This is a genomic window from Streptomyces sp. SLBN-31, assembly GCF_006715395.1.
In the GTDB taxonomy this organism is placed as follows: domain Bacteria; phylum Actinomycetota; class Actinomycetes; order Streptomycetales; family Streptomycetaceae; genus Streptomyces.
The window spans coordinates 2,527,621-2,541,762 of sequence record NZ_VFNC01000001.1 but is presented as its reverse complement, the minus strand read 5'-3'; the positions used below and the strand labels follow the sequence as shown (position 1 = coordinate 2,541,762).

The 14,142-nt window shown below is 72.7% G+C and carries 14 protein-coding genes and 1 tRNA gene; 3 read left to right on the top strand and 12 right to left on the bottom strand.

Features of this window, described 5'->3' with window-relative positions; all coding sequences use genetic code 11:
* Nucleotides 1-8: 8 nt before the first annotated feature.
* Entirely contained in the window at nt 9-599 is a 591-nt protein-coding gene (locus FBY22_RS11665; protein WP_142144774.1) for a hypothetical protein, read from the top strand.
* On the opposite strand, the gene FBY22_RS11660 is transcribed toward FBY22_RS11665, so the two are convergent.
* Nucleotides 581-654: transfer RNA gene (locus tag FBY22_RS11660), tRNA-Pro, on the bottom strand. The two genes, FBY22_RS11665 and FBY22_RS11660, sit on opposite strands and share 19 nt — an antisense overlap.
* Before the next feature lie 119 nt (nt 655-773).
* The gene (locus tag FBY22_RS11655) at nt 774-2,225 is read right to left on the bottom strand and encodes an MFS transporter (RefSeq protein WP_142144773.1); all 1,452 of its coding nucleotides are present in this window, start codon (nt 2,223-2,225) and stop codon (nt 774-776) included.
* A 226-nt stretch (nt 2,226-2,451) separates the two neighbouring features.
* On the opposite strand from FBY22_RS11655, the gene FBY22_RS11650 reads away from it, so the two are divergent.
* Both FBY22_RS11650 and FBY22_RS11645 read left to right on the top strand, forming a co-directional pair.
* Entirely contained in the window at nt 2,452-3,042 is a 591-nt protein-coding gene (locus FBY22_RS11650; RefSeq protein WP_142144771.1) for a TetR/AcrR family transcriptional regulator, read from the top strand.
* Nucleotides 3,043-3,217: 175 nt separating this feature from the next.
* Entirely contained in the window at nt 3,218-3,958 is a 741-nt protein-coding gene (locus tag FBY22_RS11645; protein WP_142144769.1) for an MBL fold metallo-hydrolase, read from the top strand.
* A gap of 12 nt (nt 3,959-3,970) precedes the next feature.
* On the opposite strand, the gene FBY22_RS11640 is transcribed toward FBY22_RS11645, so the two are convergent.
* The 10 genes from FBY22_RS11640 to FBY22_RS11590 all read right to left on the bottom strand — a co-directional run bounded on the left by FBY22_RS11640 (nt 3,971) and on the right by FBY22_RS11590 (nt 13,817).
* Nucleotides 3,971-4,753 carry an alpha/beta fold hydrolase gene (locus tag FBY22_RS11640; protein WP_142144767.1) on the bottom strand — a complete coding sequence of 261 codons (783 nt, stop codon included), beginning with the start codon at nt 4,751-4,753 and terminating at the stop codon, nt 3,971-3,973.
* Between the two features lie 658 nt (nt 4,754-5,411).
* A complete protein-coding gene (locus FBY22_RS11630; protein WP_142144765.1) occupies nt 5,412-6,737 on the bottom strand; it encodes an aromatic acid/H+ symport family MFS transporter in 1,326 nt (441 codons plus the stop codon).
* A gap of 111 nt (nt 6,738-6,848) precedes the next feature.
* Nucleotides 6,849-7,799, bottom strand: coding sequence for a catechol 2,3-dioxygenase (locus FBY22_RS11625; RefSeq protein ID WP_142144763.1), 951 nt, complete (start codon nt 7,797-7,799; stop codon nt 6,849-6,851).
* Entirely contained in the window at nt 7,796-8,905 is a 1,110-nt protein-coding gene (locus FBY22_RS11620) for a 4-oxalomesaconate tautomerase (RefSeq protein WP_260844794.1), read from the bottom strand. Before FBY22_RS11620 ends, FBY22_RS11625 begins: the two co-directional genes overlap by 4 nt.
* Nucleotides 8,902-9,606, bottom strand: coding sequence for a 4-carboxy-4-hydroxy-2-oxoadipate aldolase/oxaloacetate decarboxylase (locus FBY22_RS11615; RefSeq protein WP_142144761.1), 705 nt, complete (start codon nt 9,604-9,606; stop codon nt 8,902-8,904). The genes FBY22_RS11620 and FBY22_RS11615 overlap by 4 nt, the downstream gene beginning before the upstream one ends.
* Entirely contained in the window at nt 9,603-10,352 is a 750-nt protein-coding gene (locus FBY22_RS11610) for a PIG-L deacetylase family protein (RefSeq protein WP_142144760.1), read from the bottom strand. The genes FBY22_RS11615 and FBY22_RS11610 overlap by 4 nt, the downstream gene beginning before the upstream one ends.
* Nucleotides 10,353-10,414: 62 nt before the next feature.
* Nucleotides 10,415-11,065: a GntR family transcriptional regulator gene (locus FBY22_RS11605; protein ID WP_142144758.1), complete on the bottom strand. Its 651-nt coding sequence runs from the start codon at nt 11,063-11,065 to the stop codon at nt 10,415-10,417.
* Between the two features lie 185 nt (nt 11,066-11,250).
* A complete protein-coding gene (locus FBY22_RS11600) occupies nt 11,251-12,333 on the bottom strand; it encodes a maleylacetate reductase (RefSeq protein ID WP_142144756.1) in 1,083 nt (360 codons plus the stop codon).
* A complete protein-coding gene (locus FBY22_RS11595) occupies nt 12,330-13,196 on the bottom strand; it encodes an intradiol ring-cleavage dioxygenase (protein ID WP_142144754.1) in 867 nt (288 codons plus the stop codon). The genes FBY22_RS11600 and FBY22_RS11595 overlap by 4 nt, the downstream gene beginning before the upstream one ends.
* Before the next feature lie 27 nt (nt 13,197-13,223).
* On the bottom strand, nt 13,224-13,817 hold the full coding sequence (locus FBY22_RS11590; RefSeq protein ID WP_142147542.1) for a hypothetical protein: 594 nt from the start codon (nt 13,815-13,817) through the stop codon (nt 13,224-13,226).
* Nucleotides 13,818-14,142: the final 325 nt, after the last annotated feature.

Genomic DNA, 14,142 nt, shown 5'->3' with positions numbered 1-14,142 from the left:
AGCTCGTCGTGAAGCCGTCGGCGGCCGCCGCCCCGCGCACCTCCGAGGCGGCACCCGGCACGATCGCCGACCCTACCGCCGCGCGAAGGGGCCGACCGCGGCTGCGGCGCCGGTGGTCGAGGAGGTCGTGGGGGTGGCGGCGGCACGGCGCCCTCGCGCGGGCCGTGTGCGGGGCGTCTGCCGCCGAGGACGGTGAGCTGCTCGCGTCGCTGCAGTGCCCGGACGTCACGGCCCTCTTCGACGGCCGCGGCAAGGTGCGGGTGCCGACCGGGCCGGTCCACGGCGGTCGGGCCGTCGCCGAGAACCTGCTGATCCTCCTCGGCGGCCGCCCGCGGCCCGCCCTGAGCGCTCGTGCCGTCGACGGCCGCACCAGCCTCGTCGCCCGCCACGGCGACCGTGTCGTGGCCGTCATCGGCCTCGACGTCACCGGCGGCCGGGTCGCCGGGTTCTGGATCGTCCTCAACCCCGACACGCTACGGTCCTGGAACCGGGCCCCCGCATGCCCCGACTCGCCCTCGAAGTCGCCCGACACGGAAAAAGGGCCTTCACAGACTTCCGTCCGTGAAGGCCCTTCGCACCGTCGGGACGACAGGATTTGAACCTGCGACCCCTTGACCCCCAGTCAAGTGCGCTACCAAGCTGCGCCACGTCCCGGTGCGCGCTTCGCGGTGGACCGCGTGATCGCGCACGTCAACCTTACCGTACGGGTAACGGTGTGTGCGTCGGCCCGACGGCGGGGCCGGCCCGGTGCTCGCCGGGCCGGCCCGGTCGTGTCAGCCTCGGGTGGCCGGCGCGACGGCCTGCGGCTCGGCGGGCGCCGGGTCGTCGCCCGCCCGCGCCGTACCGGTCAGGCGTCCGGAGCGTGCCGTCGGTACCAGCAGCGCCGCCAGCGCGGCGGCCAGGGACAGCACCGCCAGCAGCGCGAAGCCGTGAGTGTAGCCGGATTCGTACGGCAGACCCGAGGGCTGGAGCCGGCCGGTGACCAGCACGCCGGTCAGGGCGGCGCCGATGGAGCCGCCGATGGTGCGGATGTTGGCGTTCATGCCGGTCGCGGCGCCGGTCTGGTCGGCCGGGACGCTGCCGACGATGAGGTTGGCCATGGAGGCGAAGGCCAGGCCGATGCCGAGGCCGAACACACCGGAGACGACGGCGACCTGCCACTGGGCGGCGTGCCAGAGGGCGAGGAAGCCCAGGGCGAGGGCGCCGAGCGCGGCGCCCGCCGTCAGCAGCGGCTTCGCGCCGATCACGGGCTCCAGTCGGCCGCTGAGGATGCCCGAGGCGAACATCGCGATCAGCATCGGGAGCATCAGCAGCCCGGAGGCCGTCACGCTCGCGCCGAAGCCGTACCCGGCGGAGCCCGGTGTCTGGACGAAGCCCGGCAGGAAGGACCACAGCGCGTAGATGCCGGCGCCGAACAGCAGGGCCGCGGCGTTGGTGGTCCACACCGCCGGCAGTCGCATCACGCGCAGGTCGATGAGCGGGGTGCGCGAGCGGGCCTCGGCCAGCAGCCACACCGCGAACAGGACGGCCGCCGCGAGGAACAGGCCGATCACCTTCCCCGAGCCCCAGCCCCACTTGGCCGCCTGGCTCAGCGGCAGCAGCAGTGCCACCAGCCAGGCCGACAGCAGGCCCGCGCCCAGCCAACTGACGCCGCCTTCGGCCCTGTTGGCCGACTCGGGGACGTAGCGCAGGGCGATGAGGACGGTGGCCGCGACGACGCCGACGGGGATCCAGAACAGCCAGCGGTAGTCGAGCGCGGAGACGATGGGTCCGGCGGCGACGATGCCGACGCCGCCGCCCGCGGCGATCACCGCGGAGAGGTTGGAGATGCTGCCGGGCACCCGGGAGGGGGCGAACTCGTCCCGGATGATCCCGAAGGAGAGCGGGAACAGGGCGCCGCCGACGCCCTGCACGACCCGCGCGACGATCAGGACGCCGATTGTCGGGGCGAGCGCGGCGAGCAGACAGCCGAGCAGCACGACGAGCAGGACGGCGACGAGGATGCGTTTCTTGCCGATCAGATCGCCGACGCGCCCGAGTATCGGCGTGAAGACGGAGGCGGACAGCAGGTAGGCCGTCATCACCCAGGTCGCGGTGGACTGGGAGGTGTGCAGCGCGTGCTGGACGGTGGGCAGGGCGGGCGCGATCAGCGACTGCAGCATGGCGAACACACCGGCACCGGTCGCGAGGACCGAGAAGGTGAGACGGGTGGACTGGCGGGGCATGAGGGGCCTCTCCGAACGGGGTGCGGCCTCGGGCCGCGGTCGTACGGGCCTGGTACGCCGCTCGCGCGGCACCGGCACGCCGACGGCCGCGGTGAGCGGTCGCGGAAAGGTGGTCGTCGGACCTCGCACTGCTAAAGTGGAGGTACGCCTCCACTCTAGCGGAGGCAACCCTCCGCTTCAAGTAGCGGAGGTACCCCTCCGTATTGATCGTGCTCGGGAGGCATCCGTGACGTTCCCCGTAGGCGAGATCGTGACGTCCCGGCGGCCCCACCGGAAGGACGCCGCCCGCAACTACGACGCCCTGCTGGCCGCGGCGCGCGAAGCCTTCGCCGCGCACGGCGCGGAGGCGTCCCTGGAGGACATCGCCCGCCGTGCGGGCGTGGGCATCGGCACGCTGTACCGGAACTTCCCGACCCGGCGTGACCTCTTCGAGAGCGTCTACGCGGACGAGGTCAACGAGCTGTGCCGGGTCGCCCAGGAGGTCGCCGAGCTGGAACCCTGGGAGGCGCTGACAGCCTGGCTGCGCCGCTTCACCGGCTACATGGTGACCAAGCGGGCCGTGCGCGAGGCCCTGAACGACGAGTCGGAGATCTTCCAGGCCTGCCGGAGTTCGATGTACGCGGCGGGCGGACCGCTGTTCGAGCGAGCGCAGGCGGCCGGTGAGGCCCGCAAGGACATGGACTTCACCGACCTGCTGCGGATGGTCGCCGGGATCACGGCGACGGCCTTCGACGACGACGCCCAGCGGGACCGGGTGCTCGCCATCGCCCTCGACGGGGTGCGCTCCCGCCGGCCCGCGGGGGCCGAAGGCGCCTAGGAGACCGGTGCGAGGGCGCCTTGGGCGGGTGCGGGTGGTTCGTCGCTGGTCGCGCAGTTCCCCGCGCCCCTGAAAAGACGCCTGGGGAGCCGTGCGCAACCTGTCGGCGGAGGACCGGACGGGGCCGGGACCGACTCCGGGCCGCTCGCCGGTCTCCCGGCGTAGGGTCCCTGCCATGCGACTCACCGTTCTCGGCGGCTGCGGCGCCTGGCCCACCGCACGGCAGGCGTGCAGCGGCTACCTGATCGAACACGCCGGCTTCCGGCTGCTGATCGACCCCGGATACGCCACGCTGCCCCGCCTGCTGACACGCCTCGACGTGGGCGCGGTCGACGCGGTGCTCGTCAGCCACGGGCACCCCGACCACTGCGCCGACCTCAACCCCCTTCTGCGGGCTCGGGCGTTGCGGGAGAACCCGGCGCCCCCGCTCGCCGTGTACGCGCCGCACCGGGCGCTGGACGCCGTCCTCGCCCTGGACCGCCCGGGCATGCTGGCGAAGGCCCTGTGCCTGCACGAGTTCAGCCCGGGCGACCGTTTCGGCATCGGCCCGTTCACGGCGGACACCGTGCTGCTGCCGCACTTCGTGCCCAACGCCGGCATCCGGCTGAGCACGCCCGACGGCGTGCTCGTCTACACCGGCGACACGGGCCCCAGCCCGGACGTGCCGCGTCTGGCGCGCGACGCGGACCTGCTGGTGTCCGAGGCGACCTACCCGCGTCGGGTGCCGGACGAGGACGCCTGTTTCCTGCTCACCGCGGAGCTGGCCGGGCGGTATGCCCAACAGGCGGGCGTTTCACGGCTGTTGCTGACCCATCTGTGGCCCGGTACCGATCGGGCGACGGCGCTCGAGGCGGCCGGTGAGGGCTTCTCGGGGCCCGTCGGCGTCGCCGTACCGGACCTGGTCGTCGACCTCTGAGCGGTCGCCGGGTCAGACCGCGGCGACCGCTTCCGCGATCACGCCGGCGACCCGTGCGGGTTGCTGGACCAGCAGGAGGTGACCGGCGTCGGGCACCGTGACCATGCGGACGTGCGGGCAGGCTTCCAGGCCCTTGCGTTCGGTGTCCGTCAGGCCGATCTCGTCGTGGTCACCCCTGACGACCCAGGCGGGGACGGCGGCCTCGCACAGCCGGTCGACCAGCGAGGGATGGCGGCCCAGGTACTCGTAGTAGCGGTGGACGATCCTGCGGCAGGTCGCGGGGTCGTTGCCGCGCATCGCCGCGGCCAGCACGTCCGCGCGGGCCTTGGGCAGTTCGCGTTTCATGGCGGTCGGCACGATCCTGAGCATCCCCGACCAGGCCACCGCACCGAGGCCGGGGACCCGCCCGAGCGCGTCCATCACCGCCAGGAAAGACGCCTCGTCCTTGCGCGAGAAGGTGGGCGACAGCAGGACCAGCGGGCCCTTGAACAGCCCGGCCGCCGCCATCTCCAGCGCCACGTTCGCCCCGAGACTGTGGCCGACGACGACATCGCATCCGGTGTCGGCCGCGAAGCGTGCCATCAGCTCCGCGTAGTGCTCCATGGACACGTCCTCGGGCGCCTCGGTCCCGGCCATCCCCGGCTGCGTCACCGCCACCGTGCCCACGTCGGCGAGTACGGGCTCGGCCATGACGTCGGCGTAGAACTCGGTCGAGCACATCCCGCCCGGAATCATCATCACCCGGTGCGTGGCCCCCTCGGGCCCCGCACGCCGGACATCCCAACGCTCGCTCATACAACGAGCGTGACCCCAAGCGGGACACCTCGCATCCGCTACGGCAACCGGCCAACCGCCCCGCCACCGAGTCCCCACCACCGCCCACCGGCTCTCACAGCGGGCCCACACCTCCCACCACCAGCCGGCCCCTGCGGCTGGGCCGCACCGGGCGACGGCCGCGCGCCGCCTAGGACGCCGGTGCTGGCCGCGCCGCAGGACGCGGGTGCCGTCCCCCACACGTCGGACGCCGACTCCACCTGGCGCATGAGTTTCGAACTCCGTACGCGGAACCGTGATGGGCGACCTCGAGAACGTCCACGCCGCCCAGCAGCGCACCCTGCCCGGGGCCTCAACAGGTCCTGTTGAGCTGGCGGTTGGAGAGCTCCGAGCAGCAGCAGCCGAAAACCGCCGAGCGGACGAGCACGGCACCTGCCAGGACAGCGCGCCGGCGCATCGCTGCTCTCCGACGGGCGCACGGGTGACCGAGGTGAGCCGCGCCGCCGCCTGCCCGCGTACGGGCGCGCCTTGGTCCCATGGAGCCGGCGCTGGATGCCTCCCTCGAACATCCGCCGCCGGGATGCCGTCCGGCAAGAACGGCGGGTGCCGGCCCCGTGTCGTCGTGGGGCCGGCGTCTGTTGTTGTACCGCCCCGTCGGTCGACCGGGCGGGGGCCGTTGTCAGTGGGCGGCGACCAGGTTCTGTTCGGTGTCGGCCGGGGTGCCCGTCGGTGGGGTGCGCAGGGCGGCGATGCCGATGAAGACCGTGGAGGAGACTCCGGCGAGGGCGAAGGCGGTGAAGCCCCACTCCCCGTTGCCGGCGGCGAGCAGCTGGCCGCCGAGCCATGGGCCGAAGACGGCGCCGAAGCGGCCCATGCCGGACGTCCAGCCGACGGCGGTGGCGCGGCTGTCCGGGGTGGAGCGGATGGAGACGGTCGCATAGATCATCGTCTGCGCGCTGTTGAGGAAGACGCCGGTGAGGAAGACGACCAGCGTGGTGACGCCCATCGACATGTGGACGCTGAGCAGGTAGACGCCGGCGGCCGTGAGCGCGAACCAGATCGCCGAGATGCGCGGGGCGCCGAACCGGTCGGCCGCGCGGCCGGCGACCAGCATGCCGACGATGCCGCCGAGGTTGAAGACGACGACGAAGGTCAGCGCGTTGGTGAGCTCGTAGCCCTGGGTGCGCATCAGGGTGGGCAGCCAGGTGGCGACGCCGTACACGAGGAGCAGTCCGCCGAAGGAGGCCAGCCAGTACAGCAGGGTCTGGATCCACTCGCCGCCGCGGAAGAGGCCCCGCAGCGCCTCCCAGCGGTCGGCGGCGGTCTTCCTGCCGGACGTGGTGGGCAGCTCGGCGTCGTAGCGGGCGGCGAGAGCGGCGGCCTCCTCGTCGCGGCCCTTGGCGACCAGGAAGCTCAGCGACTCGGGCAGCAGCTTGAGCAGCACGGGGGCGAAGAACAGCGGGGCCACGCAGACCCAGAAGGCCGCACGCCAGCCGACCGGCTCCACCAGCCACTTGGCCACGTAGGCCGAGAGGATGCCGCCCGCGTGGTGGGCCGTCATCAGCAGGCCGATGACGATCGCGCCGCGGCCGCGGGGGGCGTAGTCGGAGACCATGCTGATCGCGGTCGGCAGCAGTCCGCCGAGGCCGACGCCGGCGAGGGTCCGGCCGAGGCCGAAGACGGCGACGCTGTCGGAGATCGCGCAGATTCCGGAGGCCAGCGAGAACAGCGTCACGCAGCCGATCATCAGCTTCTTGCGGCCGATCCGGTCCGCGACCGTGCCCGCGGTCAGCGCGCCGACCAGCATGCCGAAGGTGGCGTAGGAGCCGAGGTCGCCGGCCTGGTCCGGGGTGAGGCCGAAGGTCTTCGTCTCCAGCAGGTGCGGCAGCACGGAGCCGTAGATGAACATGTCGAGACCGTCGAAGAGCACGGCCAGCCAGCACAGCCCGACGACCAGGAGGGCCAGTCTGCTGCCGCGAGCGGTTGGGGAGGGGGAGGAAGACATCGTTGGTTACCTCTCGTACGTGGTGCGCTAGACGCTAAGGAGCCACCCCCAGAGAGTCAACACTTTTGTCAACAATCTCATCGACAATCTGGAGGTGGCTCGTAGTCGTGCTCAGGCGACCGGCGGCGTCCCGTGCGTGTGGAACGACTCGATGGTCTTCAGACCCCAGGCCTGCCCCTTCTTCCGCTCCTCCTCGGTCCAGGTGATCAGCGGCCAGTCGGGGGCCAGCACCAGCCGGGTCAGCGGGTTGCACAGCTCGATGCGGTTGCCGCCCGGCTCGTAGACGTAGAGGAAGAACGTCTGCTGGATGGCGTGCTTGTGCGGGCCCGTCTCGATGAACACACCGCTGTCGATGGCGAGATCGGCGGCGCGCAGGATGTCCTCGCGGGTGTCGGTCGCGAAGGCGATGTGGTGCAGCCGCCCGGTCGAACCGGTCCAGTCCTCGGTGTAGACGACGTCGTACGACTTGTTCGTGTACGTCAGCCAACGCGCCGCGACGCGGCCCGAGTCGAGCCGGATCTGCTCCGTGGGCCGGGCGCCGAGCACGTGTTGCTGGAACTCGGCGTTGGCGAGCACGTCGACGGCGAGGAAGTTGACGTGGTCCAGGCGGCGGACCCCGACTCCCCTGTCGGGCTTGGCCTGTGGCTGGTTCTTCAGCGCCGGCCGCAGTTCCCCGGGAGCCCGGTAGTGCTCGCTCTCCCAGTACAGGGCGTGCTCGTGGCCGTCCGGGTCGGTCGTCAAGTAGAGCTTGCCGAGGCCCGGTTCGTCCTCGACCCAGGTGCCCGTGCCGCCCGCCTCCTCGATCGCCCTGATACGGCGGCGCAGGGCCTCCTCGCTGGAGGTGCGCAGGGCGAGCCGGCCGAGGCCGGGCCGCTCGCGGGCGGTGAGGACCAGGCTGTGGTGCTCGTAGTCGTCGAAGGTCCGCAGGTAGACCGTGTCGCCGTCCTGGCCGTTGACGGTCAGACCGAGGAAGTCGGTGAAGAAGGCGACGCTGGCGTCCAGGTCGGGGGTGAAGAGCTGGGCGTGGCCGATGTGGGCGATGTCGCCGAGCGGCGGAGTCATCGTTGACCTCCATGGGGGTGCGGGGGGATCGGTGCCGTCCCGGCGGCTCGCGGGAAGACGGTGCCGTCGAAGATCTTGCGGGCCGTGCGGACCACGGCGGTGCGGCGGGCGACGGGCAGGCCGTCGGGGCCCGTGGTGAGGCTGCTCTCGATGTCCATGAAGCCCGTGGGGTGTTCTATGCGGACCCGGTCGCCGCCCCCGTCGAACTCCGCGAGACCCGCGCCCACGCCGCCCTCGATCCGCAGGCCGGCGGCAACACCGGCGGCGCCCAGGACGCCGATCGAGGTGTGGCAGCGGACCGGGATGAAGGTACGGGTGGTCACCGCGCCGCCGTCGCGGGGCCGGGCCAGCAGCGTCAGCTTGGGCACGGTCGTGTCGGAGACGTCGCCGAGCCCCATCAGCCGGCCCGCCTCGAGGCGGATCGCGCGCAGCCGGTCGGCGAGCGCGAGGTCCTCCTCCAGGTCCTTGGGCGCCTCGTAGCCGGTGACGCCGAGCGAGGCGGCCTCGATGAGCACCGTGGGCATGCCGTTGTCCACGCAGGTGACGGCCACGCCGTGGATGACGTCACGGACGTTGCCGGTGGGCAGCAACTCCCCCGCACCGGCCGGGAATTCGACGACCACGGGCGCGGCCGTCCCGGGCACGCCCGAGATCTCGGCGTCCCCTGTGTAGTCGACGCGGCCGTCGGGGGTCGGGAAGGTCGCCGTCGCGCGGTCACCGGAGTTGACCATGCGGATGCGGACGGACGTCTCCTTCTCCCCTGCCGGGACCAGTCCGCGCTCCACGGCGAACGGGCCGATGCCGGCCAGGATGTTGCCGCAGTTCTGACGGTCGCTCACCTCCGGCCGGTCGACGACGACTTGGAGGAAGAGATAGTCGACGTCGGCGTCCGGGGCGGTGGAGGGCGAGACGACGGCCACCTTGCTGGTGAGCGGATGGGCGCCGCCCAGGCCGTCGATCTGCCGCTCGTCCGGGCTGCCCATGACGCGCAGCAGGAGCTCTTCGCGGGCCGCCGGGTCGGCGGGCAGGTCCTCGGCCAGGAAGTAGGCGCCCTTGGAGGTGCCGCCGCGCATCAGCATGCAGCGCAGCTCCGCGGGGCCGGTCACGAGCCGTCTCCCGCGTACTCCTCGTGCGTCCGGTACTCGACGCCCAGGCGCTTGAGGGAGTCCCTCAACCCGTAGCGGTCCAGGCCGAGTTGGCCGTCGAGGAAGGCGGTACGGGTGGCGGCCTCCTTGGCCTCGCGGGCCTCGGACCGCTCGGCCGCCTCGCGGGCGCGCTCGCGCGGCACGACCACGACTCCGTCGTCGTCGGCGAGGATCACGTCGCCGGGGCGGATCACCTGGCCGTCGATGGCGATCGGCACGTTGACCGAGCCGCCGGTGGCCTTCACGGTGCCCTGCGCCGAGACGGCGCGCGACCAGGCCGCGAAGCCCATGTCCCGCAGTTCCTGGGTGTCGCGGATGCCGGTGTTGAGGACGACACCGCGCACCCCGCGCTGCTTCAGCGCGGTCGCGAACAGTTCGCCGAACAGTCCGTCCGTGCAGGGGGAGGTGGTGGTGACGACGAGGATGTCGCCCTCGCCGCACTGCTCCACGGCCGCGTGGATCATGAGGTTGTCGCCGGGCCAGCTCAGCACGGTGACCGCGGTGCCGGCGACCCGGACGCCCTGCTGGACGGGCCGGATCTCCGGACCCAGCAGGCCGGTGCGGCCCATCGCCTCGCTGACGGTGGCCACGCCGTAGCCGGCGAGCGCCTCGACGTCCTTGGCCTCCGCCTTGGGCGGGTCGGTGACGATGACGCCGCTCATGCCAGCTCCTTCGCGATCTGCGGATAGGGGCGCATGTACGCCTCGGCCATGGTCTTGTGGGCAAGTCCCAGGTTGGGGCCGGCGTTGCGCTTGAGCTGGACGCCGCGGCGGACGGCGAGGTCGGTGTAGTAGTCCCACAGGTGCTGCTGGGCGCCGAGGCACTCCATGGCCTTGCGCTTGGTGTCCCAGACCTCGGTGATGTCGAGGAGCACCTCGGGCCTGAAGCCGCTCATCTCCGGCTGGTGGGGTTCGAAGTAGAACACCGGCGGCGCGCCGATGATCTCGCCCTCGCCCGGGTAGCCGATGGCCTGCGCGAGGACGCGGGCCTCCAGGGCCATGTGGTTGGCGGCCGGGTGGTCACCGTTGTACGGGTCCTCGGTGGGGTGGGTGAGCACGACGTCGGGCTGGGTGGCGCGGCAGAGGGCGACGAGCCGGTCGGTCAGCTCGGCGGTGGCGACGAGCGGGTAGTCGCCCGCGTCGAAGAAGCGGACCTCGGCGCCGAGGGTGGCGGCGGCGTTCTCCGCCTCCTCCCGGCGTATCGCCTTGATCTCCTCCAGTTTCCTGCCCTCGCGCCAGGCCTTGGCGGACTCGCCGCGCTCGCCGAAGGTGAGGCAGGCGATGGTGACCTTCTCCCCGCGGGAGGCGGCCAGGGCGATGGCGCCTCCCGCCCGCCACACGAAGTCCCCGGCGTGCGCGGTGACCACGAGGGTGGAACGTGGGGTGGCGGGCGCGTTGGCCTGAGTCATTGCTGCTATCTCCTTGATGGACAGGTGGGCGCCCGCCTCCCCCCGCGTCCGGCGCGTGTGCGTCAGTCGCGCAACGCCTCGATGACGCTGGTGAGGTGGGCGCGGACGGCCGCCTCGGCCGCCTGCGGGTCCCTGGCCCTGATCGCCTCGATCATCGCCAGGTGCTCGTTCAGGGAGTGCTGCGGCCGGCCCGGCCTGAGCGCCAACTGGAAGCGGTGACGCACCAGTTGGGCATTGATCCGCTCCAGCAGGTCCACGGCGGTGCGCTGGCCGGAGAACTCGCGCACCTTGGCGTGCAGTTCCTGGTTGAGCTCGGAGTAGGTCACCGGCTCACCGTCGGCCACGGCCTTGGTCATCGCCGTGCCCAGCTCCGTCAGCTCGGCGAGCTGCTCGTCGCTGGCCAGGGCGGCGGCCTTGGCCGCGCACAGCCCTTCGAGGACCATGCGGCACTCGGTGATGGCGACCGCCTCCTCGACGGTCACCACCCGCACCCGCGAGCCGCGGTTGCGGATCCGCTCGACGAGGCCCTGGGCCTCCAGATCGATGAGCGCCGCCCGGATGCTCGCCCGTGTCACACCGAACTGCTCGGCGAGTTCGTTCTCCACCAGCCGCTGCGCCGGTGCCATCTCGCCGTGCAGGATCGCCTGCCGCAGCTGCGCGAGCGCATGCTGCTTGGCCTGCTCCCCGGTGCTCGGACGGGCTTCTTTCGGCATCGTTGCCCTCCCTGAGTGAGTGCCTGTCGAACCTAAATCTAGCCAAACAAGATTGTCAACAATTTTGTCCGCCGTATTGCGGGCGCGACGGTGCACGGCTTGGGCGCGGCGGTGCAGGCTTGGAGGCCGGGGGCACGACGGCGCACGGCCACGAGACCGGGGAATGGGAACTCCTGCCGGTCGGCTCAGGCCGCGGGGAACTCCGGCTCCGACCCCTCGTACGCCGCCCGCAGCACGGCGAGTGCGCCATCCATCGTGATCGCGCGGGGGTTGGCGTAGGCCTGGCCCGCCGTCTGTGCCGCGGCCACCGCCAAGTCGGCCTCACTCAGGCCGAGTTCGGCGAGGGTGCGCGGGGCGCCGAGGCGTTCGGCCAGGGACCGCAGGGCGCGGGGAGCGTCGTGGGTGTCCAGGGCACGGGCGAGGGCGGCGGCCGCTTCCGGGACTGCGGGGGCGTTGTAGGCGAGGGCGTAGGGCAGGACGACCGTGTGGGTCTCGGCGTGCGGCAGGCCGAAGGTGCCGCCCAGGACGTGGCACAGCTTGTGGTGCAGGCCCATGGTGGTGGCGCCGAGGCAGGAGCCGCACAGCCAGGCGCCGTACAGGGCGCGGCCGCGGGCCTCCAGGGAGCCGGGGGCGTCGGCGACCGCGGGCAGGGCGGCCGCCATGGCCCGTACGCCTTCCTCGGCCATCAGCGCGGTCAGCGGTGAGCCGTCGGGGGCGTACAGGGCCTCGACGGCGTGGGCGATGGCGTTGACGCCGCTGGTGACGGAGAGCGGCACCGGCAGGGAGAGGGTGAGCTCGGGGTCGTAGACGACACTGCGCGGGAGGACGACGGGGTCGCGGCCGGTGCGCTTGGCGCCGTGCTCGGTCAGGCCCCAGACCGGGGTCATCTCCGAGCCGGAGTAGGTGGAGGGCACGGCGATCAGCGGCAGGCCGGTGCGCAGGGCGACGGCCTTGCCGAGGCCGATGGACGAGCCGCCGCCGACTGCGACCAGGCCGTCCGCGCCGGCCGCGCGGGCCACCTCCACGGCCCGGTCGGCGACCTCGACGGGCACGTGCATGCGGGCGCCGTCGTGCAGGCCCACGCAGGCGGGACCAAGGGAGTCCGCGACCGCCCGGGCGGTGGCCGTGCCGCGACTGCCGCAGACGACGAGCAGGCGGCGCAGCCCGAGTCCGGCGGCCTCCCCGGCCGTCGCGCTCGTGGCGGCACCGGGCCGGAAGACGACCCGGACCTGCCGGGACTCGTGGGTGAAGTCGAGGACGTCCTTCACGATCGTTCCAGTACGAGGTCGAAGCGAGCGTGCCGGAACGGGTTCGGCAGGCCCAACTCCCGTGCCAGGGACGGGTCGTCGGCGAGTTCGAAGTCCTGGACGAGGCTGGGCTTGACGGCGAACACCGCGTCCGAGTCGAGGTAGTCGCTGCCCGCGACGAAGATGTGCGTGGTGACCGGGGCGTGCCCGTCCGCCGAGGCGATGAAGTGGATGTGGGCCGGTCGGTAGGGGTGGCGGCCGGTCGCCCGGAGCAGGTCCCCGACGGGGCCGTCGGTCGGGATCGGGTACGGGCTGGGCACGCAGGTGCGGAACCGGAAGGAGCCCTCGGCGTCGGCCGTGAACAGTCCGCGGCCGTTGCCCGGCGGCTGCAGGTCGGGGCGCTGGACGTCGTAGAAGCCGTTGCCGTCGGCCTGCCACACGTCGATCGTCGCGCCCGGCAGGGGAGTTCCGTCCCCGGACAGGACGCGGCCGCTCACCGCGCACGGCTCGCCGCCGCCCACCAGGTCGATGTTCTCGCCGAGTCGTCGCACCGGGGACTCGGTCATGTGGAACGGGCCGAGGACCGTCGACTCGGTGGCGCCCGGCGCGCGGTCGCCGTTGATCGTCTCGACCAGCATCGACAGACCGAGCACGTCGGACAGGAGGATGAACTCCTGCCGGGTGTCCGTGCACGTCTGCCCGGTCGCGGTCAGGAACGAGATGGCCCGCTCCCACTCCGCCTGCGTCAGCCGGGTCTCGCGCGCGAAGGCGTGCAGATGCCGGATCAGGCCGGTGAGCAGCTCGCGCAGGCGCGGGTCGGCGGTGCCGGCCAGGCTGTTCACCGCCTGGTCCGTGACGGTCGTGCTCGTGGCGTCGGCGGTCATCTGTCGCTTCCTTCCCCGGGGCGCCGGTCAGCCGAACCAGACGACGAGCCGTACCTGCTCGTCGCCGTGCCGGCTCGCGAGGTCCCGCATCGCGCTCCACACCTCTGCCCAGCATCCCTCGTCCGGCGGGGCGAGCATCCGGGCGGTGAGCGACACTGGCCGGTACACCGCCCCGTCCACGCGCACCAGGCCTCCCGGTGGCCACTCGGGCGGCGCGAGCAGCAGGTCCCCACCGAAGGTGCGCGCGGCGGCCTCACGCAGCCCGGGCGTCACCCGTACGACCTCCTCGCCCTCCGGCGCCGCTCTGACCGCCCGGTTCCAGGCGAGGCCGGCGGCGAGGGGCGCGTCCCAGTCGACCGCTGCGACGTCGGCCCAGGTGGCGTAGCTGTGGTTGTGCTGATGGTCGCCGACGCCGGCCTCCCGCACGGGATCGCTGACGTCATAGGGCAGGCCCCGGTCGGCGAAGAGCGGGCGGCTGACGTCTCCCGTCCCGCGTACGCCGAACAGGCACTCCCAGGCGTCGTAGTCCCGCGGCGGCCGGAAGTCCAGCAGATCCGCGTCCATGTGCCAACGCCCGTCGGCCGAGCGGCTTTCGATGGCGCCGTCGATGTCCGTTCCCACGGGACAGGACCCTACGACAGTCCGGGCACGCGTATGCGGTGATCGAGTAGGCCGGTGCCCCGGGTGATCGCACTGGCGGAAGCACAAGGACACAGGGCGGCGCGCCGCCATGAGGGCGGGCGCCGGGGGTGGGGTGGGCGCCGGGGGGGCGGGGGCCCGGGGGCGGGGCCCGGAGAGCGTCGGGGGGCGGGGGCAGGCATGCCGCCGGAAAGCGCCGGGGGGGGCGGGCCGGGCGCTGGGGGCGGGCATGGCAACGGAGGCGAGGGTGGGCATGGAGCCGGAGGTCGGGAGTCAGGCTGAGCGCCAGAGGTCCAGGCGGACCGAG

Bases quoted from the DNA above. Each gene is read 5' to 3' on its own strand.
- FBY22_RS11655 (WP_142144773.1), bottom strand. From the start codon at position 2,225: ATGCCCCGCCAGTCCACCCGTCTCACCTTCTCGGTCCTCGCGACCGGT.
- FBY22_RS11645 (WP_142144769.1), top strand. From the start codon at position 3,218: ATGCGACTCACCGTTCTCGGCGGCTGCGGCGCCTGGCCCACCGCACGG.
- FBY22_RS11640 (WP_142144767.1), bottom strand. From the start codon at position 4,753: ATGAGCGAGCGTTGGGATGTCCGGCGTGCGGGGCCCGAGGGGGCCACG.
- FBY22_RS11630 (WP_142144765.1), bottom strand. From the start codon at position 6,737: ATGTCTTCCTCCCCCTCCCCAACCGCTCGCGGCAGCAGACTGGCCCTC.
- FBY22_RS11625 (WP_142144763.1), bottom strand. From the start codon at position 7,799: ATGACTCCGCCGCTCGGCGACATCGCCCACATCGGCCACGCCCAGCTC.
- FBY22_RS11615 (WP_142144761.1), bottom strand. From the start codon at position 9,606: ATGAGCGGCGTCATCGTCACCGACCCGCCCAAGGCGGAGGCCAAGGAC.
- FBY22_RS11610 (WP_142144760.1), bottom strand. From the start codon at position 10,352: ATGACTCAGGCCAACGCGCCCGCCACCCCACGTTCCACCCTCGTGGTC.
- FBY22_RS11605 (WP_142144758.1), bottom strand. From the start codon at position 11,065: ATGCCGAAAGAAGCCCGTCCGAGCACCGGGGAGCAGGCCAAGCAGCAT.
- FBY22_RS11595 (WP_142144754.1), bottom strand. From the start codon at position 13,196: ATGACCGCCGACGCCACGAGCACGACCGTCACGGACCAGGCGGTGAAC.